The following is a 25,421-nucleotide window of genomic DNA, read 5'->3' on the forward strand; positions in this document are numbered from 1 at the left end:
AGGACGGTGCCGGAGGAGAGCCCCGGCCCCGTCGTCGCCCGCGCGCTAGAACGTGGGCACCTTCTCGTCCTCGGGGACCTTCAGCCACACGGCCTTCGACGGCGTCCCCTCGCCGTCGAGCACATGGAGCATGTACCAACCGGGCGGCACCAGGGACGGGTCCTTGGGGACGGTGATCGTGACGTCGTCCTTGGTGGTGGTGAACTCCACCTCGATCGACCGCTGCTCGATGTTGGTGACATGGGTGAAGGAACCGGGCCGGACCAGCCGCGCCTTCCGGATCTTCGCGGCGTCCGCGGTGCGGTACGTGGCCTTCCCGCCCAGCTTCACCACCTTCCGCTCGGTGTCGCTCAGCGCGGGGCGTGAGTCGCGGTAGAGGTACGGCGGCGAGTAGATGTCGATCTGCTGCTGGAACTTCCCGGGCTTGGTGTTGGCCTTGTCGCCGAAGAGCGAGTCGGAGCCGAAGGTCATCACCCGGCCGTCGGGCAGCAGCAGCGCCCCGGAGTGGTAGTTGCGCCCGACCAGCGGGTCCGCGACCCCGCGCGAGGTGTTGGTCTTCGGGTCGAAGATCTCGGCCCTGAGGACGTTGCTGGCGCTGCGCCCGCGGTAGTCGCCGGAGCCGTTGGTGGTGAGGACCGTGTCGTCGGGCAGGATCACGCTGCTCGGGTAGCGGGCCTTGGCGTACAGCGGCGGGCCGTCCTTGAAGCGCGGGTTCTTGTCGTGCAGGTCCACGATCCGGGTCTTCTCGGTGGACTTGGGATCCTCGCCGACCCCGCCGCCGCCGAGCACCATGTACCGCTGGTCCTGCGCGGGCGGCAGCAGCACGGACATGGAGGTCTCCAGGGCGTCCGGGTCGCTGATGCCGGGCACCACGTCGAACTGGTTGGTCTTCACGTCCCACAGCCCGGGGGTGCGCCCCTTGTCGGCCGGTCCGTAGCCGGCGTTGGAGCCGGTGTAGAAGATCTTCCCCTTCTCGGTGAGGAAGAGCGCCGGGTAGGTGGGGAAGAACCGCTGCTTGGGCAGGTAGGTCCACTTCTTGGTCTTGGGGTCGTACAGTTCGTTCTTCCCCGGCACGACCTGGCCGATCTCGTCGAGCCCGGAGACCGAGAGCACCTTTCCGTCCTGGAGTGTGGTGAGTGTCGGATACCAGCGCGCCTCGTTCATCGGGTCGACCGGGATGTAGCGCTCGCTGACCGGGTCGAATTCAAAGGAATCCCTGATGCCCTGGAAGTCCTTCTTGTCGAAGGAGAGCTTCTGCGCGATGCCGTAGAAGTTCTGGGCGTCCTTTCCCTTGAGGCCCGCGATGCGGTAGTTGTCCTCGGTGCCGGTCTGGTGTTTCTCGCCCTTGTGGAGCGCCTCCACATAGACCCGGGCGGTGCTGGCGGTCACCGTGACCTTGCCGGTCTTCTTGTTCTTGGTCTTCTTGGCGCGCGGCACCAGCACCGGGTCCTTGGACTCGAACGTCTTTCCGTTCGCCTTTCCGGTGAAACGGGTGCCGGCGGGGAAGGTCCGCGGCTTGTCCGGGTTCTCGTTGTGGACGAACATCAGCCCGCCGGCCTTCTCGACGTCGCCCTCCAGCTTCTCGTACCGCTGGGTGCCGCCGGCGACCAGGAGTCTGCCGTCCGGGAGCTGGGTGTGCCCGGCGCAGAACATGTCCTTGGGGGTGGGGATGTTCTTGAAGGTGTTGTCCTCGGGGTTCCACAGCACCGACCGGAAGGACTTGGCGGCGAAGTTGGCCGCGTTGTTGCCGGAGCCGGCCACCAGCAGCACCTTGCCGGTGTTGAGCAGGGCGGCGTGGATCGTGTTGATGCGGTTGTCCTCGGGAACGTCCACCACCCTCCAGTGGCCGTTCTTCGCCTTGTACTCCGGTCGGTTGATTTTGTAGTGATGGTATTTGTCGGCGCTGAAACGGTAGAGGGCCGGTCCGTTGAACCCGGCCAGCACAATCACGGCCGCCGCACCGACCGCGTAGCGGCGGGTGCGGCGTGTGGGTCGGTACTTCACTTGTCACGTCCCCCAAGGGCGGTCTTCGACTTCCGTTTCTCCTGGCGCACGGTCCACCGCCAGGCGATGATCGGGGCTGCCGTGATGACGAGCGCGAGAGAGGCCCAAACGGTCATCGCGGGATGACTGTGGCCGAAGTAGAAGGACGAGGCGAGCGACCCGCCGAAGACCAACAGGAAGAAGAGGTGGATACGGAAGGTTCCGAACAGCGTGTCGGGGCTGGCCGAGTCTCCTTTCGGGGTCACCACGAACCTGCTCTTGCGGCGCAGTACGGCATCCATGAGCGAGCGTGCGTAGATGGGTGCGGAGAGTGCGGACATCACCATTCCGGCGACCCCGCCGGAGCCCTCGGGCTCGTGCGGGGAGACGTTGTGCCGCCGGTTCCAGATGTACAGGCCGATCTGCAGGGCGGAGGCGTTGCCGTAGAGCATCATCCAGGTGACCGGGTCGACCTGGAGTCCGGCGGCGCCGAAGCCGAGGAAGAGCGCGCAGCTCAGGGCGGCGAGGATCCAGTTGAGCGCCGACATCGGGTAGAAGATGATCATCATCGTGTAGTTGAAGAACGTGCCCGGCGGCAGGGTGAAGGGCGCCTTCCAGAACTGCTTGAGGATCGTCTCGTAGGTGCCGCGGGACCAGCGCAACTGCTGGGTGAAGAAGTCGGTCCACGCGTTCGGCCCCTCGCCGACGGCGAGCACGTCCGGGGTGTACACCGAGCGCCACTTCTTCCCGGTGGCCGGATTGCGGTGTCGGTGCAGCTCGAAGCCGGTGGCCATGTCCTCGGTGATGGAGTCGTAGAGGCCGCCGATTCCTTTCAGCGCACTGATGCGCACGGCGTTGCTCGTGCCCACGAACATCGGTGCGCCGTAGGCGTTTCCGGCCCGCTGGATGAGCGCGTGGAAGAGGAACTGCTGGCTCTCGGCGGCCTTGGTGACGGCCGCGTCGTAGTTCCCGTAGACCTGCGGTCCGATGACGAAGGCGACGTCCGGGTCGCGGAAGAAGCCGAGCATCCGCTCCAGGTAGTTGGGGAGCGGGACGTGGTCGGTGTCGACGGAGGCGAAGTAGTCGTAGTCGTCGCCGTGGGCGTCCAGCCAGGCGTTGTAGTTGCCGTGCTTGGTCCTGGCGCGGTGCGGGCCCGACGGTTGGTTCCACCTCGCCACGCCCTTGCGGCTGAAGTGGTGCACGCCGAGGCGGGCGCAGACCCGCTTGACCTCCGGGTCGTCGCCCTCGTCCAGCAGCCAGACGTGCATCACCCCGCGGTGGCGCACTCTGACCGCCGCCTCCAGGGTGCGGGTCACCATCTCCAACGGCTCCTTGCCGGGCACGAAGGAGGTGAGGAAGGCGACGCGGGTGCCGGACTCGGGCACCACCGGGATCGGGTCGCGGGCCACCAGGGTGGCGTGGGCGTTGGACGTCACGTTCAGGGTGCGGAAGAACTCGATCAGCCCTATGGACACCAGCATGACCGTGTCCAGCACCACCATGACCTGCGAGGAGCCGCCGCGCTCGCTCCAGTGGTCCGGCTGCATCAGCCACAGCAGCAGCCCCAGGGAGACCAGCGGTGCGGCGCCCAGGAGCAGCGCGGCGCCGATGCGGTGCGGCTCGTCGGCCACCAGGCTGCGGTAGCGCACCCGGTAGGGCCGGCTGGGGTCCGGCTGGGTCAGGGGGCCGGCGAGCCGGCTGTAGTGCTCGTAGTCGTAGCGCGGCAGCGGCTTGCGCGGCGGCGGCTGACGGTGCCGGTCGGGCCCGGCCTGGTGTGGCCGCGGCACGCGGAGGCGTGTCGTCGCGGATGGGTCAAAGGTGTGGTGTTGCCGGGCGCCAGTCGGCGTCGACGTCATAAGTCCATCCCCCCGCACGCAAGGCTGACTGCGTGTCTCACTGTTCGGCCCTCGCCCAGTCCCCCATGGACCGCTGGGGACGCCGCCGCGCGGGGCGGCCGTCCCTCGGATTGCAGGTGACAAAAAATGGACGACTGCCTTCCGGTTCCTTGAGCGTCGACCGGACCCCCTCTGGCCGATCGCCTCCGGCGGTGTCCAACTCCGCTGTGTGAAAGCTGTTTTGGAGCCTGTGCACCCAGCTCAGGGTCTCGAACGGAACTCCATGATCGCAAGGGTGAAACGCGGTGTTTACCGGGCAAAGGTGCGTAATGACCCAGACGGGGCAGCGGGGGGAATGGGGCGTCGCGCGGGGCCGGTGTGCGGCGTCTGGCGCGGAGGCCGGTTCAGCCGCGGTGTGCGGAGCGCAGTCGCGCGCGGATGTTGCCGAAGTGGTCGCGCACGGCGTCCTCGGCGCGCACCGCGTCGCCAGAGCGTACCGCCTCCAGGATCGCCCGGTGCTGGATGCAGGTGATCCGGGGGTCCTGTGGTACGTCGACGAGATCGGTGCGCACCCGGTGGAAGGCGTCCCAGAACGCCTCCAGCACCTCGCTGAGCAGCGCGTTGTCCAGCCCGCGGTAGAGCGCGGCATGGAAGGCCCGGTCGGTGTCGGCGCGGACGTCGCCCGTGGCCGACTCCTTCTCCATCCGCTCCACCAGGGCGTCCAGCTCGGCGAGGTCGGCCTCCGGTATTCGCCCGGCCAGCCGGGCGACCAGCCCGGTCTCCACCGCCTCGCGCAGCTCCAGCAGCTGGAGCAGGCTCTCCTCGCCGCGGTAGTGGCCGGCCACGGTGCGGAAGGTGAGGCCCTCGATCATCGGCGCCATCGACATCGGACCGACATACGTGCCGAAGCCGTGGCGGATCTCCACGATGCCCATGGCCTGGAGCGCCTTCAGCGCCTCGCGCACCGAGTTGCGGCTGACGCCCAGCAGCTCCATCAGCTCGGGTTCGGTCGGCAGCGGGGCTCCCGAGGGCAGCCGTCGGTCGATGATCAGCCTCTTGATCCGCTCCTGGATGTCGCGCGCCATTCCGCGACTGTGCACCGCCACCTCCCCTTTTGGCCAGCGGTGCGACGGAACGACGCGAGCCGATGCCCGGCCGCGGGCATGACGAGGGGCCTCCCCGCCGATGGCGAGAAGGCCCCTCGTATCACGTGCGCCGCCAGGGACTCGAACCCCGGACCCGCTGATTAAGAGTCAGCTGCTCTAACCAACTGAGCTAGCGGCGCTCGCTGACGAAGGAAACTTTACCTGATGGGAGAGGGTGCTCCGGACCACCCGCCTCCGGGCCCGCCCTAGGGTGGCCGGCATGGACATCGCAGAGCTGGCCGAGGACGCCTGGGGACTGTGCGGCGGCGCCTCCCCGGCGGGCTCCGGGCACCGCGCCGCGGGCGGCGCCGGGACCGCCCCCGGGCGTCGGGTGCTGGGCATCGCCGGGCCGCCCGGCGCCGGGAAGTCGACCCTGGCCCGGGCGCTGGTCGCGGAGGTGAACCGGCGCCACGGCCCCGACACCGCCGGCTATCTTCCGCTCGACGGCTTCCACCTCTCCAACGCCCAGCTGGAGCGGCTGGCGCTCACCTCCCGCAAGGGCTCCGCCCCCAGCTTCGACGTGTGGGGCTACGCCGCGCTGCTGCACCGCGTCGTCGCCGAGCCCGAGCGCGAGATCTATGTGCCGGACTACGACCGTGCCCTGCACGAGCCCGTCGCCGCTCGGCACCGGGTGGCGCCCGGGGCCCCGCTGGTGATCACCGAGGGGAACTACCTCGGCTGCGACACCCCGGGCTGGCGCGACGCCCGTCGCCATCTGGCCGCCCTGTGGTACCTGGAGGCCCCGGACGAGGTCCGGCACGAGCGGCTGGTGGCCCGGCAGCTGGCGGGCGGGCGCGACGCGGGGGCCGCGGCCGCCTGGGTGACGGACAACGACCATCCCAACGGAGAGCTGGTGAAGCGGAGCAGGTCCCGCTGCGACCGGGTGCTCGCACCGGTCCGGCTGCCCTAGACGCCAGACGCCAGACGCCAGACGCCATGTGCCGGGTGCCGGGTCCCAGGCGCTGCGGGCTGGGCGCTCGGCGGGAGTGCCGCGACGGGTCGTCGATCGCCCGCCCCCGGTGGGCCCCGCCGGGGGCGGGCTACCCGCCCCGTTCCGTCTCCTCCTCCGGGCGGGGCTGCCGCAGGGCGACCCGGGCCAGGGCCGCGGCCACCACCAGCGCCACCACCGCCAGCAGGGCGTAGTCCGGCACCGCGTCCCCGATCCGCCGCGCCGTGCGTTCCAGGGCGAACTCCTGGTCGGCGTCGAGGACGCCGGGGAGCGCGGAGGTGCCGTTGTAGCGGAGGAAGAGAGCGCCGATGCCGATGAAGAAGACGCCGGAGAGGAGGGAGGTGGTGTGCAGCCGGAGCCGGCCCAGCGACAGCTCGCGGCCGCGCAGCCAGCGTCGCCGACCGAGCTCGAAGCGATCCCACAGCAGGGCCAGCAGGAACAGCGGCAGGGCCATCCCCAGTGCGTAGACCGCCAGCATGGAGGCCCCGTAGGCGGCGTTGCCGCTGATCGCGGTCACCGTGAGCACGGCGCCCAGGATCGGCCCGGCGCAGAAGCCGGCCAGTCCGTAGACGCAGCCGAGCAGAAAGGTGGCCGCGGCGGAGGCGGCCGAGCGCGGGGTGATCCGGCCCGCGGCCGCCTGGGCGCGGCGGGAGGCGAAGCCCAGCCCCAGGATCTGCGCGAGGCCGAGCGCGATCACCGTCCAGCCGCCGATGGAGATCAGCAGGTCGCGATGGCCGTTGAAGAGGCGGCTGGCGGCGCTGGAGGCCGCGCCGATCGGCACCAGTGTGGTGGCGAGCCCGAGGTAGAAGACGCCGGTGCGCGCCAGCAGCCGTCCCGGTGACGCGAGGGAGTAGGCGAAGAACGCGGGCAGCAGCAGCGCGCTGCACGGGCTGAGCAGGGCGAGGGCGCCGCCGAGGAAGGCGGCCAGATAGCCGATGTCGGTCACTTGCCGTCCGCCTTGGGGCCCGCGGGCCGCTCGGCGCCGCCGCTGGCCTTGGTCGCCGCCAGCGCCTCGTCGATGACCTGCTCGAACACCTCGGTGGGCTGGGCCCCGGCCACCGGCCGCCCGTTGATCAGGAAGGACGGGGTGGACTGCACGCCGATGCGGTAGCCCTCCTCCGCGTCCCGCTTGAGGGCCGCCTTGGCGTCCGAGCCCTCCATGTCCTCGGCGAAGCGGTCCAGGTCCCGCACGCCGCTCTCCTCGGCCAGGTCGATCAGCTTGTCCTCGGCGAGCGCGTCGCCCTTGCGGAGCTTGGCGAAGAGGGTGTCGTGGAACGGGCGGAAGCGGCCCTGCTGGGCGGCGGCCCAGGAGGCGCGGGCGGCCCGCTCGGAGTCCGCGCCGAAGACGGTGAAGTTGCGGAACTCGATGCGCAGCACCCCGCGGTCGACGTACTTCTCGATCAGCTTCGGCTGGGTCTCGCGGGTGAAGCGGCCGCAGTACGAGCACTGGTAGTCGGCGTACTCGACGAGCACCACGGGCGCGTCGTGGCGGCCGAGGGCCAGCTTGTCGCCGCCCTCGCGCCGCGAGGTGGCCTTGGCCAGCTGGTCGTAGAGCCGCTGCCGCTCGGGGTCGGTGGTGCGCTGTCCCGCGGGGGCGTCGGCGGCCGGTGCGGAGTCGTCGTCTTGGGTGAAGGCGAGGGCGGTGGCGACGAGGGAGACGATGAGCGCGACGACGGCGCCGATCGCCGCGAGTCGCCGGGTGGTGGTGCGTGCGGGCATGGAGGTGCTCCTGATGAGGTCATACGGGATCCGGGCGTGCCGAGGACCGGCCGGGCGCGACGGCGCGAGGGCCCGCGACGCGAGGGCGTCTGGCACGAGGGCCATGGCACCGGGACGCGTGGCGCGGGGCGCGAGGCGCCAGGTGGCCGGTCGGCGCGGCCTAGAGCCTGAGGACCGGGAGGAGTTCCGCGCAGCCCGTCGGGGGCAGCGGCGGGGCGCGCGGCGGCACCGCGCGCGGGGTGCGGTGCGCGGGCGCGGCGCCGTGGCCGGTGCCGGGGTGTGACAGCGGGTCGAGATGGTGCGGGCCGGAGAGCGTGGCCAACGCGCCGTCCGAGGCCGGACGTTCGTCGTTCTCGCACTGCGCGGGCGCCCGCGGCGCCAGGGCACGGTCGGCGGTGCCCGCTCGGACGGCCGCGGCCGCGGCGGCCAGGGCGGTCACCGAGGGGCCCGCCGGCCCGGTCGGCGCCGCGGTCGCCGCGAGGGCCGTCCGGCCGGCCGAGGGGGAGGCGGTCGCGAGGGCCGTCGGCGCGACGAGACCCAGGCCGAGTACGAGCAACGCCAGCGCGAGCAGGGGCGGGAGGAGTAGCGTCGGAGCGCCGGGGAAACGCGCGGTCGCGCCGCGCCTCAGCGGCAGCATGCGCTTCCCCCCTCTCACTCCTTCACCCCTCCACCCAAGCGTGAGCGCTCCTCCACCATGAGCGATCCATCGTAGACACGCTGGCAGCAACCGGACAGCGACGCCCGTCCGCGGTCGCTTGCGGTCGTCTCGCCGCCGCGCTCCGTGCCCGGTTCCGGCCCTTCCCAGGGGATGCCGACAGCTTGCTGACAGCGCGTGCGCGCCGGCGCGCTCCGTTCCGCGCGACCCGGCGCGACGCTGGGGGCTTTGCCCACTCTTTGCCTTACTCCATGCGTTGACGTCGTCGCTGTGCGCGAATTACTGTCGTCACGGTTTCGATTTCTGCGGCCGACTCACGCATTCAGGCAGAAGAGAAATTCCTCGGGGAATTGTCCACCGCGCCGGGTCAGGGGAAGTCATGGCTGGTCTTCCGATGAGACACGGGCCGGAGCACATGCCGGGCCCGGGACCGGCGTGGGACGTTCCGGCACGGGACGAGGTGGAGCGCGCGCTGCTCGCCGCGCGCGATCTGATCCAGTCCACCGTCGTCCGGCACCGCCGCGAACTGGAACGGGCGTCCCTGGCGGGCGCGGGGCCCGCCGACGCCGTCGAACGACTGGTCCGCGGGGCGGTCCGCAGCGTCAGCGCCATCCTGTCCGGCGGCAGCGAACAGGAGGCCGCGCTGCTCACCGCGCTCGACCGGCTGGCGACCGACGGCGGTGGGGAGCACCTCGCCGTACGGCTGCTGTGCGTGCCGCGCACGGTGGACGACAGCCGGGTCGGCTCGGCGGTGCGCGGCGGTCCGCGCCGCGAGGTGCGGGTGGCCGACGTCGAGCTCCAGGAGGCGTTGCTGGTCGACGGCCGCGTCGCCTATATGGCGCCGCCGCCCGAGCGGGCGCCCCGCCAGGCGTCGCTGGTGGAGGACTCCGCCACCGTGCGCGCCCTCGACCTGCTCTTCGCCGGCGCCTGGGAGAACGCCGAACCGCTCGCCGACTACCCGCGCCTGGGCGGCCGGCTCTCCCCGCGGACCGCGCGCCGGATCCTGGAGTGCCTGTGCACCGGGCACACCGACGAGGTCGCGGCCCGCGCGATGCGGGTCTCGCTGCGCACCTACCGGCGCTACGTCGCCGAGCTCATGCGCGAGCTCGGCGCGAGCTCGCGCTTCCAGGCCGGGGCGCGCGCGGTGGAACTGGGACTGCTGCCGGGCCGCCGCTGACCCGGCGGCCGGGCGTCGACGCACGGACGGGGGACGGGATGACACGGGGATGAGGCGCATGCTGCTGGAGCCACCGGCCCGGGGCCGGGGCGGCCCCTCGCGGGGATCGCGGGGATCCGCGGGGGGACCGCCGCGGGGGGCGCCAGGGGGAGTGTCCGCCGCCGTCGGGCCAGGCGGCGGCGGACACGGCGCGCTCGGCCCGGAGGGTGGAGTCGGGCGCGGAGGATACGACGGGGCCGCCGGGCGCGCGGGCGTAGGGCGCGCGGCTGTCGAGCGGGGAGGCGCCGGGCCCGAGGCCCGGCCGGGCCCCGGGGACGGTTCCGGCGGTGGCGGGGGCTCCCGCCCGCGCGGGCCGGACTTCCTGGAGCGGACCCTGGAGGCGGTCCGAGACCTGATCGAGTCGACGGTGGGGGAGCACCGGGACCGCCAGGCCCGCCATGCGCTGGTCGCGGGCGTCGCGATGGCCGACGCCGCGGTGCTGGCGGCGGCCGAGCAGGTGGTCGAGGGCGCGCGGCGCGGGGTCTACGTGGTGCTGCCGGCGGCCGGCGCGCGGCTGGCCGCGGTCCACGCGGGGCTGGCGGAACTGGCCGCGCGGGTCGAGGAACCGCGGGAGCTGCGGTTGCTCTGCGCCCGCCCGCCGGCCGGCTGGGCGCGGCGATACGGGGCGGGTCGGGTGCGGATCGCCGCGGTCCCGCTGCCGACCCTGGTCGTGGCCGACGGCCGTACCGCGCTGGTCTGCGCCGTGTCGACGGACGGCGGGCGGGACGGCGGGCGGGCGGCCTCCGTCGTCGAGGACCCCTCCGTCGTCGGCGCGTTACACGCGATGCTCCGCAGCGTCTGGGGTGGGGCCACCCCCGCGGCGGGTCCGCTGGACGGCGCCGACCCGGCCCGCGCGGAGATGGTGCGGCGCGTCCTGGAGCGGCTGCGCGACGGGGTGACGGACGAGGCCGCCGCCCGCGAGCTCGCCGTCTCGGTGCGGACCTACCGTCGCTACGTCACCGGCATCCTCGACCTCCTCGGCGCCGGCTCCCGCTTCCAGGCCGGGGTCCTCGCCTCCGAACTGGGCATCCTGCCCGACCGCTGAACGGTGCCTCGACGGCGCCTCGGGGCGGCGGTTCGGCCCGGAGGTGCCGTTCGCGGACCGCCCGTTGTCCTCTTGCGGACAGCCTCCAGCGATCCGCTGTCGCCGCGCGAAGGGCGGCTCGTAGGGTGATGATCGCGATGCCGGGGCCGTGCGCCGGGGTGCCGGTGGCACCGCCCGTCCGCGCGAACGCGCGACCCACGCGACACCTCGCCCATCCGCGATCCTGGAGTGCCCGGCATGACGACCACCACCGCCGAACTCGCCATAGAGGGGCCGCTCGGGCCCGCTCTCGTCAAGGTCATCCGCGGCAACCCCAGCCCCGACGAACTGGCCGCGGCCACCTCCGTGTTGCTCGCCCTGGCCCGTCGCTCGGCCGCGGTGGAGCGGAACGCGCATCAGGACCGGCGGCCCACCGACGCCGGCTGGCGGCGGGGGTTGCCCGACGGCTGCTCGCCGCGTTCCTGGATGTCTCTTCCGCGCACCCCGGCGACGCCGTAGGAATTCGTCGCGGAGCGACGGAAGGCCGCGCACCGGCTAAGCGGAACGATGATTCCGGTAAGCGCGGAACACACCAGCCCCACAGCTCAATTCGGCTTTCTCCGTCCACATTGTGAACCGGAGCGTGCTGGCGATAGGTTGCGTTCAGGCGTGCCGATGATCCGGTAACAGCCGGTAATTGCAAGGGGTTTTGGGGATGACGGAGAGGCGCAGACGAGGTGCGGCCGTGTTGACGCGCGTCGACAACGGGCCGGTACCGCAGGCGCGACACAGGCATGCGACGCCGATCGGGTACGGCACGAATGCGCCGCATACGGGGCGAGCGCGAAAGTCCCGGGGAAATCAACAGGGTGGCGCGGGGGTGTTCCGGCGCGCGGTGCTGCCTCCGCTGCTGCTCGGTTTAGCGCTGCTCATCGCGTGGGACACCGCCACCCGCACCGGTGCCGTATCGACGTATTTCCTGCCGACCCCCTGGAGCCTGGCGCGGCACTTCACCGACGAGCTGCTCCACGGTGACCTGCCGAAGTACACCCGGGAGACGGCCTGGGAGGCGGCCGCCGGGGGCGCCATGGGCATCGGCGTCGCGCTGCCGCTCGGCTATCTCATCGCCCGCAACCGGATCGCGGCCGCCGCGCTCCAGCCGTACGTGGCCGCGACCCAGGCCATGCCCGCGGTGGCGCTGGCCCCGCTGCTCGGGCTGTGGATCGGGTACGGGCTGCTGCCGATCGCCGTTCTCTGCGCGCTGCTGGTCTTCTTCCCGATCCTGGTCAACACGGTGCTCGGGCTGCGCGCGATCGACCCGGACGTGCTCGGCGCGGCCCGGGTGGACGGCGTGGGGTGGTGGCGGATGCTGTGGCACATCGAGCTGCCGCTCGCCCTGCCGGCCATCCTCACCGGCGTCCGCAACGGGCTGACCTTGTCGATCACCGGCGCGGTGGTCGGCGAGTTCGTCATGGGCGGCGAGGGGCTCGGTCAGCTGCTGTCGGTGCAGCGCCAGGAGGCCGACAGCCTGGGCCTGTTCAGCACGCTCGTCATGCTCTGCCTGCTCGCCGCCGTCGTCTACGGGGCGGTGCGCCTGGTCGAGCGGCTCGTGGAGCGCTGAGCGCGCACGCTCCGCGTCGTACGGAACATCCACTTCATCCGTGAGTCCTTGAGGAGAATTCGTTGCTTTCCACACAGGGAACAGCCAAGCGCCCGGTCAGCAGACGCCGCGCCATCGGGGCGGCCCTGCTGTCGGTGACGGCCGTCGCCGCCCTGACCTCGTGCGCCGAGGAGCCGGACGGCGAGGGAGGCAAGAGCGGCGACGCCATCACCATCGGGCTCACCTACACCCCGAACATCCAGTTCGCGCCGTTCTACGTGGCCCAGGAGAAGGGCTACTACAAGGACGCCGGCATCAAGGTGAACCTGCGCCACCACGGGGCCGCCGAAGACCTCTTCGGGGCGCTCAAGCAGGGCCGCGAGGATGTGATCTACGCGGGTGGGGACGAAATGCTCCAGGCTCGTTCCAAGGGTCTGCCGGTGGTCGACATCGCCACCGTCTACCACAAATACCCGGTCGCCCTGCTGGTCCCCGAGGACTCCGACATCCGTAAGCCGGAGGACCTCAAGGGCAAGAAACTGGGAACCCCCGGGGAATTCGGCGAGACCTATTTCGGATTGCTCGCCCTGCTCAAGGAGGCGGGGCTGGCCAAGAAGGACGCCGACGTGCAATACATCGGCTTCACCCAGCAGGCGGCCCTGAAGGGCAAGCGGGTCGACGGCGTCATGGGCTATGTCAACAACGACGGGGTGGCCTTCAAGGAATCCGGTATTCCGGTGCGCGCCATCACCCTGGACACGGGCGACGGGGGTGAATCCCTGGTCGGCCCGTCGCTCGGCTCCACCCAGAAGACCCTCGACAAGCGGGGCGACGAGATCCGCAAGTTCGTCGACGCCTCGCTGCGCGGCATGCGGTACACGATCGAACACCCGGAGGAGGCCGTGAAGCTCAGCAAGGGGTACATCCCGGGGCTGAACGACTCCAAGCGCCAGGCGAACGCGCTCGCCGTCCTCAAGGCCACCGAGCCGCTGATGCGCAACCAGCAGGGCGAGATCGGTTACATCGACCCGCAGGTGTGGGGCAGGATGGCCGACTTCATGTACGAGCAGGGGCTGCTGGACAAGAAGGTGCAGCCCGAGGAGGCGTACGACAGCGACTACCTGCCCAAGTCCTGAGCGGCCGGCCGGAGCCGACCGGCCGGACTCAGCCGGCGGCGCTCGCCGCCCGGCGGTGCAGGGCCGCGGCCACCGCGAAGGCCACGCCCGCGCCGGCGGCGAGCACCGCCCAGCTGCCGCCCGCCGAGGCGTGGGCGATGACGAACAGGCCCAGCGGCGGGCCGGTGGCGGTGCCCAGGTTCCAGGCGAGCGAGGCCAGCGCGCCGGCCCGGCCGGTCGCCGACTCACCCGCCCAGCGCAGCAGCAGCGGATAGAACGCCGAGGAGTAGGTGAGCTCGCCGGCGGCGAAGAGCACCGCGAAGGCCAGCAGCAGCCCGTGGCGCGCCGCGGGGCCGCCGGTGTCGCCGAGCGGCACCGCGAGCCAGCCGCAGCCGAAGGCCAGCACCCACAGCACCGGCCCCGCCGCCAGGCTCACCGTCTCCGGCAGCCGCTCGAACCAGCGCCGGCCCAGCGGTTGCAGCGCCACCAGGGCGAAGGAGTTGGCGGCGATCACCACGCTCACCCAGCCCAGGGGCACCGCCATCCGGTCGTGCAGCAGCAGCGGCACGGTGGCCTCGATCTGGGTGAAGCCGACGATCGCGAAGAGCGCCTGGGCGAGGACGAGCAGCGCCATCGGACGGGCGCGCAGCAGCGTGCGGTACGTGGGCCCGGCGGCCGCCGGCCGCTCCGCGGCCCCCTCGTCCGCGCCCGCACCCGCACCCGAACCCGGCCCCGCACCCGTGTCCCGGCTCGCCCGCCGCGGCCGTAGCGTCCACACCACCGCGACCAGCGGCAGCGCGGCGGCCGCGTTGGCCACGTACAGCCAGCGCAGCACCCCGGCCGGGGTGTCCGCGCCCTGGAGCGCCAGGCCGGCGACGACCGAGCCCACCCCGATGCCCGCGTTGTTGACGATGTGCCGGATGGTGAAGGCGGTGCGGCGCCCGCTCTCCGGGACCGCGGCGTCGACCACGCCGACGACGGAGGCGTAGAAGAGCCCGAAGCCGACGCCGACGCAGCCGCCGGAGACCAGCACCAGCCAGGTGGCGTCGGCCGGCGCCAGCAGGGCGTAGCCGACGCCCAGCGCGGCGCCGCCGGCCGCCGCGACCCGGTGCGGCCCGGCGCGGTCGGCCAGCGGGCCGCCCACCAGCGCGGCGGCGAAGCTGGCGGCGGCCATGGCGATGAAGTACCCGCCGGCGCCGCCCGAGCCCAGCCCCAGCAGTTCGCTGATGTAGATCGAGGTGAACGGGAAGCACAAGCCGTTGCCGAGGCTGGACAGCAGCAGGCAGGCCATGAGGGCGGTGAAGGGCCCGCCCAGCCGGGCGGGCCGGACCGGGGCGGTGGTCATGCGCCCGGCGTGTCCCGGAGCCTCATCAGCTTCTCGACCACCGTCAGGTCGTAGGGCGCCGGCAGCGAGACCACGACCTCCACCGCGCCGGCCGCGGCGAAGCCCTCGACCAGCGGCACCTGGTCCGGGTCGACCATCACGGTGCGGGCCACCGCGCCCGGGTCCCGGCCGACCCGCTCGCACCAGCCGTCGAGCACCCCGCTGAGCTCCCGGAACTCGGCGACCGGGTCGGCGGAGGCCCAGCCGTACCAGTTCCACTGGTCGGCCTCGCGGGCGACCAGCTCCAGCGTCCGCTTCCGTCCGCCGCCGCCGATCAGCAGCGGCAGCTCGCCGGCCGGGCCCGGGTTGAGCCTCCCCAGCCGCTCCTTGATCGTCCGAACGGACTCCGCGAAGGCGTCCATCCGCGCGGCCGGACCCGGGAACGGCAGCCCGTACGCGGTGTGCTCGGCCTCGAACCAGCCGGCGCCGAGCCCCAGCACCAGACGGCCGCCGCTGAGCTGGTCCACGGTGCGGGCCATGTCGGCCAGCACATGCGGATTGCGGAAGGCGGTGCAGCTGACGAGCGATCCGAGGGTGGCGTGCTCGGTGTCCACCGCCATCGCCGACAGCAGCGACCAGCACTCGAAGTGGCGGCCCGCCGGGTCGCCGGTGTGCGGCAGGAAGTGGTCCCAGGTCCAGATCGAGTCCACGCCGAGCGCGTCGGCCGCGCGCCAGGCGGCGCGCAGCTCCCCGATGTCGGTGTGCTGCGGATGGAGCTGGACGCCGACGCGCGGGCCGGCGCGGTGGAGCTGTGACACGGTGGTCCTTTCGGGGGCGGGACGGCGCCGCGCACCCGGGCGGGGGAGCGCCGGGGGCGGGTCAGGGGGTGACGACGACCCGGTAGACGGGGGTCTCGGCCGTCTGCCTGAGCGCCTTCTCCACCTCGTTCAGCGGGTAGCGGGCGGTGACGAGCCGCTCCAGGCGCTCGGTCAGCGCGCCGCCGCGCAGCAGCTCCGCCGCGGTGCGCCAGTCCTCGGGCTCCTGGCTGTAGGAGCCGGTCACGGTGAGCTGGCGGCGGTGCACCTCATAGCCGGGCAGCTCGGCGGGCGGGCCGTCCGGGGAGCCGCCGAAGAGCACGATCCGGCCGCCGTCGGCGACCGCCTCCAGCGCGGTGGCGATGGCCGGGGCGCTGGCGATGGTCACGAACACCACGTCCGCCTTCTCCACCTCGGCGAGCCGCTCGGGCGCCACGACCGCGTCCGGCCCGGCGGGCTCGATGGCGGCGCGGCGCTGCTCGTCGCGCTCCACGACCACCACGCCGCGGGCCTGGAAGTGCCGGGCCAGGGCCAGGTGGAGGTGGCCCATGAAGCCGGCGCCGATGACGGTGACCCGGTCGCCGGGGCGGAAGGCGCCGCGCCGCAGCGAGTGGACCACACAGGCCAGCGGCTCGCCCATGGCGGCCAGCGCCGGGTCGGCGTCGCCGACGGACCACACGTGCCCGGCCGGCACCCGGACGTACTCCGACAGTCCGGCGCCCATGGTGATCGCCCCGTCGGAGCGCACCCCGCCCTGCGGCGCGGCGCAGATCGCGGAGTCGCCCCGGCGGCAGGCGCGGCAGGCGCCGCAGCGGGTCAGCAGGTCCACGGTGACCAGCGAACCGACGGCCGGGGTGTCCTCCAGCTCGGCGGCCCGCGCCCCGATCCGCTCCACCCATCCGGACACCTCGTGCCCGGCGGCCGTGGGGTAGACCGGCATGCGACCCGCGTAGAGATTGCCCTCCATGGTGCACAGCCCGCAGGCGGCGATCCGTACGAGCACCTCCGAATCGCCCACCTCGGGCACGGGTATCTCGCCGACCTCGACCCGACCCGCCGCGGTGATGACAGCTGTGCGCATGGGAACTGCCTTCCGAATACATGACGTTGTGTCCGGAGGCTATGACCTGCCCGGAGCGCGAGGCAAGATCCACGACCATCGGGCCGGGAAGGGCAAGGCGCCACGCCGGCAGGCGATCTGACGATGCGCCATATCAGGGAATGCGGCGGATCCCATCCCGCCGCGACGGCGAGACGCCCGACGGCGCACGTCGGCGGTGCCGAACGACCGCGATCCGCGATCCGCCCGACGGAACCGCACCCGCGGCCGGGGCCCGGGGGAAGGGGGCGGCCGCAGCCCGGGCGCCCCGTACGTCACCCCTGCCCGCGCCCCCGGCGAAACGCGCTCCAGATCACCACGCCGCCCAGCGCGGCGACCATGCCGCCCACCACCGCCGCCGTGTGCATGGCGTGCACGAAGCTCGCGTCGGCGAAGCCGGACAGCTTCGGCAGGCCGAGGCGGTCGGCGACGAGCCGGGTGGACTCGGCGGACTCACGGGCCGTGTCGGCGTAGCGGGTGGGGACGGTGTCGAGCCGGGGGGTGATCCGGTCGCGGTAGACGCTGGTGAGCACGGAGCCGAGGACGGCGACGCCGAGGACGCCGCCGATCTGTCGCATGGAGTTGTTGACGGCGGAGCCGGCGCCGGTGCGGTCGGCGGGGAGCACGGCCATGATCGCCTCGGTGGTGGGGGCGACGGCGGCGCCCATGCCCAGGCCCTGGAGGACCAGGAACACCCAGAAGAGCCCGAGCCCGCTGTGCTGGTCGAGGAAGACGTAGGAGCCGAAGCCGACGGCGGCGGTGAGCATGGCGGTCGCCACCACCGGGCCCACCCCCCACCGCTTGACCAGCGGGGCCGACAGCGGCGCGCCGAGCAGCACCCCGGCGGCGACCGGGGCCAGGGTCAGCCCGCAGGTCAGCGGGGACTGACCGTGCACGCCCTGGAGGTAGAAGCTGGTGTAGTACATGGAGCCGTTGAGGCCGAAGAAGACCAGCATCACGGCGACGCTGGCGCCGGTGAAGCGGGCGTTGCGGAAGAGCCGCACATCGAAGCTGGGGTTGTCGACGCGGAGCTCGACGAAGACGAACAGGCCGACCAGGACCAGCCCTCCGGCGAGCGAGCCGAGGATGGCGGGGTCGCTCCAGTCGTTGCGATGGCCGCCCTCGATGATGCCCCAGACGATGGCGAACAGCCCGGCCGTGGAGAGCGCGACGCCCAGCGGGTCGAACTTCTGCCGCACCCTGGTGGCCGCGCCCGGCAGGTAGACGAGCGAGCCGACCAGGCAGAGGACGACGATCGGCACGTTGATGAGGAAGACCGATCCCCACCAGAAGTGGTCCAGCAGCGCCCCGCCGAGCATGGGGCCGGCGGCGATGGCCAGCCCGCTGGAGCCGGACCAGATGGCGATGGCGGTGGCGCGGTGCCGCCGGTCGAAGACGCGGGCGATGAGGGCGAGGGTGGCCGGCATGATCAGCGCGCTGCCGACGCCCATGGCGCCCCGGGCCACGATCAGTTCGGTGGCGGAGCCGGCGTACGCGGCCCAGCCGGAGGCCGCGCCGAACACCAGCATGCCGGTGAGCAGCAGGTTGCGGTGCCCGTAGCGGTCGGCGAGCACACCGCCGGTGAACAGCAGCACCGCGAAGACGAGCGTGTAGGAACTGATGCTCCACTGGAGCTGGTTGGGGCTGGCGCCGAGTCCGTCGCGGGGGTCGGCCAGTGTCTTGAGCGCGACGTTGAGAACGGTGTTGTCCAGCCAGACGGCCAGCTGGGCGAGGACGAGCACGCACAGGGCGAGCCATTGCCGCCCGGTGGGCGGCCCGGCGGAATCGGGTGACGTGCCGGAGGGGCTGGGCGCGGAGTTGGGCGCGGTGTTCGGTGCGGCCATGTGTGCGGCGCCTTTCGGGACCGCGTGCGATACGGGTCCTGGTCGTGCGACAAGTGGCAGGTCCGGCTTGACGGCAAGTTATCAATCGGTCGGTGTGGGGCGCAGCGTTATCAAGTCGCGGCTCTTTTCGGCTCGTTGACGGCAGACTGCCACCCGGGGTGGTCCGCTGCCGAGTAAGACATCGCGCCACTTTGCGGAATGGGGTCTTCCCGCACGTCAGAGTGGGTAACGAGAGAAGCAGCCTCGGCGGGTTGGCGGGATTTGTCGCCCCATGTCCTCATGTCCATGCTTGCCGCACGGCTGCCTGAAGGGGGCGATTGGTGTCGATCTTTCTTGCCGTGCCGCGCGCCGCCTGGCTACTGTGAAGCCGTGTGAGCACCGATCTCGGCGCCCGCGCGCCAAAGGTAACGGGGGTGCCCTTTGAGCCATTTCGGAATTCAACAAGACCGCCGAGCGCCTTTTGGTGGGGAAGTGGGCGCTGGGGACCGAGTGGATATCGAGTCGGGCACGGGTGAGGACGCGGACGGCGGTGGCCTGGAAGCGGCCCTGGGGGAGGCGCTTCGGCTGTTGGAGTCCGCGGTGCACCACCACCGGCGCTCCACGCTCGCCTATCTGACCTCCGAACTGCCCGTCGGCGGCGAGGAGGTGGCCGGCTGGGTGGCCCGGCTGGTGCTGCGCGCCGAACGCGAGGTGGTCTGGGCGCTGCCGCGGATGGCGGACGAGGCGCACGCCAAGCTGATCGCGCAGACCCTGTCCCAACTGGCCGGCAAGGGCGTGCGGTCTCGGCTGCTGTGTCCGCCGGAGGTGATCCGCGGCCCGCTGTGGACGCGTTCGGTCGGCGCCTTAGGCGGCGCCGTGGAGGTCCGCACCACCGCGGCGGTCCGCCAGGAGCTGGTGGTGGTCGACGGCGCCGCGGTGATCGCCCCCGATGCCGCCTCCGGTGACCGCGGCGGATCCCGCGCCTCGATGATCCAGAACTCCACCGTCGCCGACATGGTCCACCGGCTGCTCGCCGACATGTGGGACACCGCCCGCAAGCCGATGCGCCCGCTGTCCTTCGAGGGCGGCGCCCGCGGCCGCGTACTGCACGAGGTGCTGACCCTCATGGGCGAGGGCTACAAGGACGACGCTGCCGCCCGCAAGCTCGGGCTCTCCGTCCGCACCTACCGTCGCTACGTCGCCGACATCATGCGTGACCTCCGGGTCGAGTCCCGGTTCCAGGCCGGAGTGCGCGCCGTGCGCGCGGGCCTCATGGACCGTGAATCCCCGTGAGCGAAGGGCGCCGAAGCCGCCCGTCGGACAGCGAGAGTGCAGTTATGTGACATCTCGCAACGGCGCTTCGCGGCCCGGTGACAGGTAGTGGACCGTGGCCTTGTGCCCCCGTTCTACGGGCCCCTAGCGTCAAGGGCGTTCAAGCGAAGCCCATGACGCAAAATGGAGGTGCGCGGTATATGACCGCCCTTGCCGCAGAACGTCGGGAAACCATCAAGGAGCTCGTTTGCGACATCCTTGAGATCGAGCCGGACGAGGTCACCGAAACCAGCCTCTTCAAGGAGGACCACGACGCCGACTCGCTGCGCGCGATCGAGATCCTGGCCGCCCTGGAGAAGGAGTTCGGCGTCGTCATCGACCAGTCCGAGCTGGGCCGCATGGTGCACCTCAGCGGCGTCTACCAGGTCGTTTCCGAAGCGGCGGGCTGGTAGTCCGCTTCCGGAGCGGGCTGCGGAGGAGGCAGTTCCACGATGCATGAAGAGCCGGCCCGCAGGGTCGTCATCACGGGCCTCGGTGCGGTGTCCAGCATCGGTATCGGCGCCGCGGAGTTTCTTTCCGGACTGCGCGCCGGAAAAAGCGCGGCAAAGCCGGTCACCGCATTCGACACCACCGGATTCGACCACGCGATCGCGTGCGAGATCCTGGATTTCGACCCCGAGCCGTGGATTAGGAATCTGGATATAGAGACCCTCGGTCGGGCAAGCCAGTTCTCGGTGACCGCGGCCCGTATGGCCGTCGCCGACGCCGGCCTTTCCGAGGAACGGCTGCGGGATTCCCCGTGCCTGGTCTCCATCGGCACCACCGACGGTGAATCGCGCGACCTGGACCACCTGGTCGAGCAGGAGGTGCGGCAGGGCCCCGAGCACATGGACGCCACCGTCGCCCGCCGGGTTCCCGCGGGCAGGCTGTCGGCGGCCATCGCGCAGGAGTTCGCGCTGCGCCGGGTGGAGGCGGTCACCCTGCCCACCGCCTGCGCGGCCGGCAACTACGCCATCGGCTACGGCTTCGACGCCATCCGCAGCGGAGACGTCGAGTTCGCCCTCTGCGGCGGCGCCGACGCGCTGTGCCGCAAGACCTTCACCGGCTTCTACCGCCTGGGCACCATCGCCCCCGAGCGCTGCCAGCCCTTCGACATCGACCGCAAGGGCATCCTCACCGGCGAGGGCGCGGGCGTGCTGCTGATGGAGTCGCTGGAGTCCGCCGTGGCGCGCGGCGCGCGGATCTACGCCGAGGTCCTCGGCTACGGACTCAACTGCGACGCCCACCACCCCGTCGCCCCCAACCAGGACAGCGTGGCCCGCTGCATGCGGCTCGCCCTGGACAACGCGGGCGTCAAGCCGGAGGAGGTCGACTTCATCTCCGCGCACGGCACCGGCACCAAGGCCAACGACGTCACCGAGGCCAGCGCCATCCGCCAGGTCTTCGGCGACCAGGCCCCGCCGCGCACCGTCTCCATCAAGTCGATGATCGGCCACAGCATGGGGGCCGCCAGCGCGCTGGCCGCCATCGGCTGCGCGCTCGCCCTCACCGAGGGGTTCATCCCGCCGACCATCAACCACGTCCAGACCGACCCCGAGTGCGGGCTGGACTGTGTGCCCAACCGGGCGATCGAGGCGGACCTGAAGGTCGTGCAGAACAACGGCCTGGCCTTCGGCGGCAACAACGCCGTCGTGATCTTCGGCAGCTGGGACCGGCAGCGGGAAGGTGCGTCCTCATGAGCCAGTTGGTGACCGGCGCCGGTGCCGTGGTGAGCGTGGGCGACGGCGTCGAGGAGATCTTCGCCGCCCTCTGCTCCGGCACCAGCGGCCTCGCCCCGCTGCGCGGCTTCGACCGCAGCCGCTACCGGGCGCAGAACGCGTACGAGATCGACGACCGCCCCGCCGGCGACACCCCGGACGTCCCCGGCCGCGCCACCGACTGGCTGCTGCGAGCCGTCGGCCAAGCCGCGGCCCAGGCCGGGCTCGGCGAGGACCTCAGCGGGGTGCCGGTGCTCATCGGCACCGGGCTGCGCGAGCTGCGCTCGGCCGAGCTCGGCTACCGCGACGGCGCCGCCTACGAGCAGGACCGGCTGCACTTCGGCACCGCGCTCCGCGAGCGCTTCGGCGCCGACCGCACCTACACCTTCGCCGGCGCCTGCTCCGCCTCGCTCTACGCGCTCGCCATGGGCAGCGACATGATCGCCGGGGGCGCCACGGACACCGTGGTCGTGGCGGGCGTGGACACCCTCACCGAGTCCATGTACGGGCTGTTGGACCGGGTCCACATGGACCCGCCCGAGCGCGTCCAGCCCTTCGACCGGGAACGGCGCGGGGTGCTGATGGGCGACGGGGCCGCCGCGGTGGTGCTGCGCCGCGACACCCCCGAGGAGCGGGCCGGCGCCCTGGGCCGGCTGCGCGCGGTCAGCATGAACTGCGACGCGTACCACGCCACCGCGCCCGACCCGCAGGGCATCGCCGAGGCGGTGCGCGACGCGCAGTCGCGCGCCGGGGTCAAGCCGGACGACGTCGACCTGGTGCTGCTGCACGGCACCGGCACGCTGCTCAACGACGAGGCGGAGGCCGCGGCCATCGCCCAGGTCTACGGGGCCGACGTCGGCGGGCCGCTGATGACCGCCATCAAGTCCATGACCGGCCACACCGCCGGCAGCTCCGGCCTGGTCAGCGTCATCGTCGCGCTGCGCGCCCTGGCCTCGGGCCGGGTCCCGCCCACCGTCGGCCTGGAGCAGCCGGTCGACGAGGCGGCCGACTTCCGCTTCGCCCGGGAGCCGGTGACCGCCGGCGACCTGCGCGTCGCCCAGGTCGACGCGTTCGGCTTCGGCGGTGTCAACGCGGTGGCGATCGTGGAGAGGGCGGACCGGTGAGCGGCGCCCCCGAGGGACGCGCCCGCGCGCGCCGGGGCCGGCCGGCCGCCGCCGGGCGCCCGGGGACGGTGAGCGCCCCGCCCCGCCGGACCGGCGCGCAAGCGGATGAGGAGATGGGATGAGCACCGTACAGACCGTTGTGACGGGCGTCGGCCTGGCGCTGCCGGGCGGCCCCGCCGACCCGGGCGCCCTGCTGCGCGCGGTGGCGGCGGCCGGGGAGACCCCCGGCGGACCGGCCGCGGAGCCGCTCGCGCCCGTCGACCCGGCCGCGCTGATCGGCCGCAAGGGCCTGCGCTACAAGGACCGTTCGACCCAGCTGGCGCTGGCCGCCGCGGCGGCCGGGCTGCGCGACGCCGGCCTGATCCCCGCCGACGGCGAGCGGCTCACCGAGCCCGCCACCTCCGTCGGCGTGGTGGCCAGCTCCAACCTCGGCAACCTGGACACGGTGTGCCAGGTGGCCGACGAGATCGCGCGGGAGTCGGTGCAGCACATCAGCCCGATGGGGCTGCCGAACGCCTCCAGCAACGTGGTGGCCTCCACCATCGCCATCCGCTTCGGCCTGCGCGGGCCCAACGTCATGCTGTGCAACGGCGCCACCTCGGGCCTCGACGCACTGCACTGGGCCGCCAACCTGGTCGCCGCGGGCCGGCTCCGGCGGGCGCTGGTGGTCGGCGTCGAGACCCACAACGAGGTCGTGCGGAAGCTGCTCGGCCAGGGTCCCGAGGACCTCCTCGACGGCGCGGTGGCGCTGGTCCTGGAAAGCGCCGCGGACGCCCGCGCCCGCGGCGCCCGCCCGCTGGCGGCCCTCGGCGGCTACCACCGCGAGGCCGGCCTCGCGGCGTGCCTCAAGGCCGTGCTGGCCGAGACCGACACCGCGCCCGGCGTCTGGTTCACGCCCGAGCGGCACCCGGAGCCGCGGGCGGCGGCATCCGACCCGGTGCCGGCCGGCGTCGCGCGCCACGACGTCTCCCGTCGCTACGGCCGCGCCTCCGGCGCCCACGGCGTGCTCCAGTGCGCCGCGGCGGTCGGCTGGCTCGACGCGCGGCGGTCGGCCGCGCCCGGGTCCGCGCCCACCGCGCTGCTCACCAGCGGCGACGACACCACGGACGGCGTGGCCGGACTGCTGGTCACGGCCCCGACGGGGGAGTCGGCGTGATCGTCGGCCCGACGCAGCCCGTGGAACTGCGGCGGATGCGCCCGGCGGCGGCCGGGCGCCCCCCGCTGCGGGTGCTGATGCTGCACGGGCTGGCCAGCGGGGCCTCCGTGTGGGAGCCCTTCGCGGAGCGGGCGCCGGAGGAGTGCGAGCTGTGGGCCGCCGAACTGCCCTGGCGGGGCAGCGGCGTGCCCGGCTGGGCCGAGTGCCCGGCGGCCGACTGGATCGAGCAGGCGGTGGCCGCCGTGCCCGGCGGGCCGCAGGTCGTGCTGGCCCACTCCTTCGGGGCCGGTGCGCTGCTCGCCTGGCTGGACCGGGCCCGGCCCGCGGCGGCGGGGCTGCGTGGGGTGGTGCTGGTCTCGCCGTTCTACCGGGCCGAGGCCGGCGACTTCAGCTGGGAGACCATCTCGTACTACCTCAACGACTTCTACCGCATCCTGGACGACGGCCTCCGGGTCAGCTCGGCCGGCCGGGTGGGCCCCGAGGTGCGGCACGGGATGGCGCTCAAGGTGCAGGACCGCATCGGGCCGTACGGCTGGGTGCGCTTCTTCGACACGTATCTGGGCACTCCGCGGCTGCGCACCGACCGCATGCGGATGCCGTTCCTGATCGTCGGCGGCGAGAAGGACTTCGCCGCCTTCCCGGCCGACTCCGAGGCGCTCGGCGCGGCGCTGCCGGCCGCCGAGGTGACCATCCTGCCCGGCGCCGGCCACTTCTCCATGGTCGAGCAGGCCGACGAGTTCGCCGCGGCCGCCCACGACTTCCTTCACTCGGTCTCCGTCCGGCCGCGGCCCGGAGACCCCGGCACATCGATGGAGCACACCTGATGACGCTGACCAAGTCGCTGCTGAACGAGGCGACGACGGTGCGCCTGCGGCCCCGCTACGAGGGCTCCAACATCTGCACCTGGATCGGGTTCAAGCACGTCAACTACCTCGTCGAAGAGGCGGTCCTGGTGCACTTCGCGCAGTCCGGGCTGCCGGCCCGCGCGCTGTACGAGGAGCACGGCCTGGGCCTGGACTTCACCACCATGGACACCCGCATCCTGCACGCCTTCCACCTGGACGACGAGGCCGAGGCCGAGGTGGTGCCGGTGGCCAAGGGCGGCGCGGAGGCGCTCACCTTCAAGGTGACCATCCGGGTCGAGCGGAACGGCGAGACCCTCAAGGCGGTCACCTCGAACGTGCGGCTCGCGCTGCGCGTGGACCGTTACCTGGAGGCGGCGGCCGAGGTGCCGACGGAGCTGGCCCCGTTCGCGGTGGACCGGCTGGGCGTCGAGCTGCCCCCGGTGGCCGACCCCGGCCCGGAGTTCACCGCGGCCGCCAACGCGGCGCTCGCGGGCGGCGGCGACGAGCGGGCCGTGCTGACGGCGCTGACCACCGGCCGCAACGCCTACGCCTGGAAGTGGAACATCCCCTACCCGTACTGCCACTTCACCGAGCGACTCCAGCTCTCCGGCTATCTGCGGCTGATGGAGGAGGCCAAGGACCGGTTCGTCGCCGACCGCGGCATCTCCATCAAGACGCTGCTGGACGACCGCCGGTGGATCCCGGTCGTGCCGCGCTCCACGGTCCGCGTCGTCGACGAGGCGCTGATGGAGGAGGACCTCTACACCGTCTACACCGTGGAGGAGGTCTTCAAGGACTTCACCTACACCTCCCGGATGGACAACTACGTGATCCGTGACGGCGCGCTCCACCTGGTCCAGTCCGGCCGGATCGTGCACGGCTACGCGGTGATCGACAACCGTCGCGACTGGCGGCTGGTCTCCTTCGACGACCGGGTGCTCGACGCGATCCGCGGTCAGTGAGCG

The 25,421-nt window shown here is 72.6% G+C and carries 23 protein-coding genes and 1 tRNA gene; 13 read left to right on the forward strand and 11 right to left on the reverse strand.

Annotation, left to right across the window (positions count from 1 at the left end; genetic code table 11):
• Window positions 1-45: 45 nt before the first annotated feature.
• The 4 genes from CD790_RS29240 to CD790_RS29255 all read right to left on the reverse strand — a co-directional run bounded on the left by CD790_RS29240 (window position 46) and on the right by CD790_RS29255 (window position 5,103).
• Window positions 46-2,004, reverse strand: a complete 1,959-nt coding sequence (locus CD790_RS29240) for a kelch motif-containing protein (RefSeq protein WP_144386370.1) — start codon at window positions 2,002-2,004, stop codon at window positions 46-48.
• A complete protein-coding gene (locus tag CD790_RS29245) occupies window positions 2,001-3,839 on the reverse strand; it encodes a glycosyltransferase family 2 protein (RefSeq protein ID WP_144386371.1) in 1,839 nt (612 codons plus the stop codon). The genes CD790_RS29240 and CD790_RS29245 overlap by 4 nt, the downstream gene beginning before the upstream one ends.
• 383 nt (window positions 3,840-4,222) lie before the next feature.
• The gene (locus CD790_RS29250; protein ID WP_144386372.1) at window positions 4,223-4,903 is read right to left on the reverse strand and encodes a FadR/GntR family transcriptional regulator; all 681 of its coding nucleotides are present in this window, start codon (window positions 4,901-4,903) and stop codon (window positions 4,223-4,225) included.
• Window positions 4,904-5,029: 126 nt separating this feature from the next.
• Window positions 5,030-5,103, reverse strand: a tRNA-Lys gene (locus CD790_RS29255).
• A gap of 80 nt (window positions 5,104-5,183) precedes the next feature.
• Here CD790_RS29255 and CD790_RS29260 point away from each other — a divergent pair.
• On the forward strand, window positions 5,184-5,873 hold the full coding sequence (locus CD790_RS29260; RefSeq protein ID WP_144386373.1) for a nucleoside/nucleotide kinase family protein: 690 nt from the start codon (window positions 5,184-5,186) through the stop codon (window positions 5,871-5,873).
• Between the two features lie 130 nt (window positions 5,874-6,003).
• Here the strand turns inward: CD790_RS29260 and CD790_RS29265 are convergent, their stop codons facing one another.
• From CD790_RS29265 to CD790_RS29275, 3 genes are all read right to left on the reverse strand, one after another.
• Entirely contained in the window at window positions 6,004-6,858 is an 855-nt protein-coding gene (locus tag CD790_RS29265) for a cytochrome c biogenesis CcdA family protein (RefSeq protein WP_144386374.1), read from the reverse strand.
• Window positions 6,855-7,631: a DsbA family protein gene (locus CD790_RS29270; protein ID WP_144386375.1), complete on the reverse strand. Its 777-nt coding sequence runs from the start codon at window positions 7,629-7,631 to the stop codon at window positions 6,855-6,857. Before CD790_RS29270 ends, CD790_RS29265 begins: the two co-directional genes overlap by 4 nt.
• A 160-nt stretch (window positions 7,632-7,791) precedes the next feature.
• The gene (locus CD790_RS29275; RefSeq protein ID WP_144386376.1) at window positions 7,792-8,268 is read right to left on the reverse strand and encodes a hypothetical protein; all 477 of its coding nucleotides are present in this window, start codon (window positions 8,266-8,268) and stop codon (window positions 7,792-7,794) included.
• A 397-nt stretch (window positions 8,269-8,665) separates the two neighbouring features.
• Between CD790_RS29275 and CD790_RS29280 the strand changes: the two genes are divergently transcribed.
• From CD790_RS29280 to CD790_RS29300, 5 genes are all read left to right on the forward strand, one after another.
• Window positions 8,666-9,463, forward strand: coding sequence for a helix-turn-helix transcriptional regulator (locus CD790_RS29280; RefSeq protein ID WP_260867974.1), 798 nt, complete (start codon window positions 8,666-8,668; stop codon window positions 9,461-9,463).
• 406 nt (window positions 9,464-9,869) lie between these two features.
• Window positions 9,870-10,547, forward strand: a complete 678-nt coding sequence (locus CD790_RS29285) for a DNA-binding response regulator (protein WP_260867975.1) — start codon at window positions 9,870-9,872, stop codon at window positions 10,545-10,547.
• A gap of 237 nt (window positions 10,548-10,784) precedes the next feature.
• On the forward strand, window positions 10,785-11,045 hold the full coding sequence (locus CD790_RS29290; protein WP_144386378.1) for an acyl-CoA carboxylase subunit epsilon: 261 nt from the start codon (window positions 10,785-10,787) through the stop codon (window positions 11,043-11,045).
• Window positions 11,046-11,613: 568 nt separating this feature from the next.
• Window positions 11,614-12,147 carry an ABC transporter permease gene (locus CD790_RS36305; RefSeq protein ID WP_260867987.1) on the forward strand — a complete coding sequence of 178 codons (534 nt, stop codon included), beginning with the start codon at window positions 11,614-11,616 and terminating at the stop codon, window positions 12,145-12,147.
• A 62-nt stretch (window positions 12,148-12,209) separates the two neighbouring features.
• On the forward strand, window positions 12,210-13,262 hold the full coding sequence (locus CD790_RS29300) for an ABC transporter substrate-binding protein (protein ID WP_260867976.1): 1,053 nt from the start codon (window positions 12,210-12,212) through the stop codon (window positions 13,260-13,262).
• A 28-nt stretch (window positions 13,263-13,290) separates the two neighbouring features.
• Here CD790_RS29300 and CD790_RS29305 read toward each other — a convergent pair whose 3' ends face one another.
• The 4 genes from CD790_RS29305 to CD790_RS29320 all read right to left on the reverse strand — a co-directional run bounded on the left by CD790_RS29305 (window position 13,291) and on the right by CD790_RS29320 (window position 18,323).
• Complete coding sequence (locus CD790_RS29305) at window positions 13,291-14,586, reverse strand: MFS transporter (RefSeq protein WP_260867977.1); 1,296 nt, start codon at window positions 14,584-14,586, stop codon at window positions 13,291-13,293.
• Window positions 14,583-15,383: an LLM class F420-dependent oxidoreductase gene (locus tag CD790_RS29310; RefSeq protein ID WP_144386380.1), complete on the reverse strand. Its 801-nt coding sequence runs from the start codon at window positions 15,381-15,383 to the stop codon at window positions 14,583-14,585. The genes CD790_RS29305 and CD790_RS29310 overlap by 4 nt, the downstream gene beginning before the upstream one ends.
• Window positions 15,384-15,444: 61 nt before the next feature.
• Window positions 15,445-16,461, reverse strand: coding sequence for a zinc-binding dehydrogenase (locus CD790_RS29315; RefSeq protein ID WP_144386381.1), 1,017 nt, complete (start codon window positions 16,459-16,461; stop codon window positions 15,445-15,447).
• 293 nt (window positions 16,462-16,754) lie between these two features.
• Window positions 16,755-18,323: an MFS transporter gene (locus tag CD790_RS29320; RefSeq protein ID WP_144386382.1), complete on the reverse strand. Its 1,569-nt coding sequence runs from the start codon at window positions 18,321-18,323 to the stop codon at window positions 16,755-16,757.
• A gap of 489 nt (window positions 18,324-18,812) precedes the next feature.
• Between CD790_RS29320 and CD790_RS29325 the strand changes: the two genes are divergently transcribed.
• The 7 genes from CD790_RS29325 to CD790_RS29355 all read left to right on the forward strand — a co-directional run bounded on the left by CD790_RS29325 (window position 18,813) and on the right by CD790_RS29355 (window position 25,418).
• Entirely contained in the window at window positions 18,813-19,595 is a 783-nt protein-coding gene (locus tag CD790_RS29325; RefSeq protein WP_260867978.1) for a DNA-binding response regulator, read from the forward strand.
• Between the two features lie 179 nt (window positions 19,596-19,774).
• Complete coding sequence (locus CD790_RS29330) at window positions 19,775-20,026, forward strand: acyl carrier protein (RefSeq protein ID WP_144386383.1); 252 nt, start codon at window positions 19,775-19,777, stop codon at window positions 20,024-20,026.
• 39 nt (window positions 20,027-20,065) lie between these two features.
• The gene (locus CD790_RS29335) at window positions 20,066-21,313 is read left to right on the forward strand and encodes a beta-ketoacyl synthase (RefSeq protein WP_144386384.1); all 1,248 of its coding nucleotides are present in this window, start codon (window positions 20,066-20,068) and stop codon (window positions 21,311-21,313) included.
• Entirely contained in the window at window positions 21,310-22,455 is a 1,146-nt protein-coding gene (locus CD790_RS29340; RefSeq protein WP_144386385.1) for a beta-ketoacyl synthase N-terminal-like domain-containing protein, read from the forward strand. The genes CD790_RS29335 and CD790_RS29340 overlap by 4 nt, the downstream gene beginning before the upstream one ends.
• 118 nt (window positions 22,456-22,573) lie before the next feature.
• The gene (locus tag CD790_RS29345) at window positions 22,574-23,611 is read left to right on the forward strand and encodes a beta-ketoacyl synthase N-terminal-like domain-containing protein (protein WP_144386386.1); all 1,038 of its coding nucleotides are present in this window, start codon (window positions 22,574-22,576) and stop codon (window positions 23,609-23,611) included.
• Window positions 23,608-24,435, forward strand: coding sequence for an alpha/beta fold hydrolase (locus tag CD790_RS29350; RefSeq protein WP_260867979.1), 828 nt, complete (start codon window positions 23,608-23,610; stop codon window positions 24,433-24,435). Before CD790_RS29345 ends, CD790_RS29350 begins: the two co-directional genes overlap by 4 nt.
• Window positions 24,435-25,418, forward strand: a complete 984-nt coding sequence (locus tag CD790_RS29355; RefSeq protein WP_144386387.1) for a hypothetical protein — start codon at window positions 24,435-24,437, stop codon at window positions 25,416-25,418. The genes CD790_RS29350 and CD790_RS29355 overlap by 1 nt, the downstream gene beginning before the upstream one ends.
• Window positions 25,419-25,421 lie beyond the last annotated feature (3 nt).

It is taken from the genome of Streptomyces sp. SAJ15 (genome assembly GCF_007595705.1).
GTDB lineage: Bacteria > Actinomycetota > Actinomycetes > Streptomycetales > Streptomycetaceae > Streptomyces.

Bases quoted from the DNA above. Each gene is read 5' to 3' on its own strand.
- CD790_RS29280 (WP_260867974.1), top strand. From the start codon at position 8,666: ATGGCTGGTCTTCCGATGAGACACGGGCCGGAGCACATGCCGGGCCCG.
- CD790_RS29355 (WP_144386387.1), top strand. From the start codon at position 24,435: ATGACGCTGACCAAGTCGCTGCTGAACGAGGCGACGACGGTGCGCCTG.
- CD790_RS29335 (WP_144386384.1), top strand. From the start codon at position 20,066: ATGCATGAAGAGCCGGCCCGCAGGGTCGTCATCACGGGCCTCGGTGCG.
- CD790_RS29260 (WP_144386373.1), top strand. From the start codon at position 5,184: ATGGACATCGCAGAGCTGGCCGAGGACGCCTGGGGACTGTGCGGCGGC.
- CD790_RS29320 (WP_144386382.1), bottom strand. From the start codon at position 18,323: ATGGCCGCACCGAACACCGCGCCCAACTCCGCGCCCAGCCCCTCCGGC.
- CD790_RS29245 (WP_144386371.1), bottom strand. From the start codon at position 3,839: ATGACGTCGACGCCGACTGGCGCCCGGCAACACCACACCTTTGACCCA.
- CD790_RS29345 (WP_144386386.1), top strand. From the start codon at position 22,574: ATGAGCACCGTACAGACCGTTGTGACGGGCGTCGGCCTGGCGCTGCCG.
- CD790_RS29250 (WP_144386372.1), bottom strand. From the start codon at position 4,903: ATGGCGCGCGACATCCAGGAGCGGATCAAGAGGCTGATCATCGACCGA.
- CD790_RS29305 (WP_260867977.1), bottom strand. From the start codon at position 14,586: ATGACCACCGCCCCGGTCCGGCCCGCCCGGCTGGGCGGGCCCTTCACC.
- CD790_RS36305 (WP_260867987.1), top strand. From the start codon at position 11,614: ATGGGCATCGGCGTCGCGCTGCCGCTCGGCTATCTCATCGCCCGCAAC.
- CD790_RS29275 (WP_144386376.1), bottom strand. From the start codon at position 8,268: ATGCTGCCGCTGAGGCGCGGCGCGACCGCGCGTTTCCCCGGCGCTCCG.
- CD790_RS29270 (WP_144386375.1), bottom strand. From the start codon at position 7,631: ATGCCCGCACGCACCACCACCCGGCGACTCGCGGCGATCGGCGCCGTC.
- CD790_RS29330 (WP_144386383.1), top strand. From the start codon at position 19,775: ATGACCGCCCTTGCCGCAGAACGTCGGGAAACCATCAAGGAGCTCGTT.
- CD790_RS29315 (WP_144386381.1), bottom strand. From the start codon at position 16,461: ATGCGCACAGCTGTCATCACCGCGGCGGGTCGGGTCGAGGTCGGCGAG.
- CD790_RS29290 (WP_144386378.1), top strand. From the start codon at position 10,785: ATGACGACCACCACCGCCGAACTCGCCATAGAGGGGCCGCTCGGGCCC.
- CD790_RS29340 (WP_144386385.1), top strand. From the start codon at position 21,310: ATGAGCCAGTTGGTGACCGGCGCCGGTGCCGTGGTGAGCGTGGGCGAC.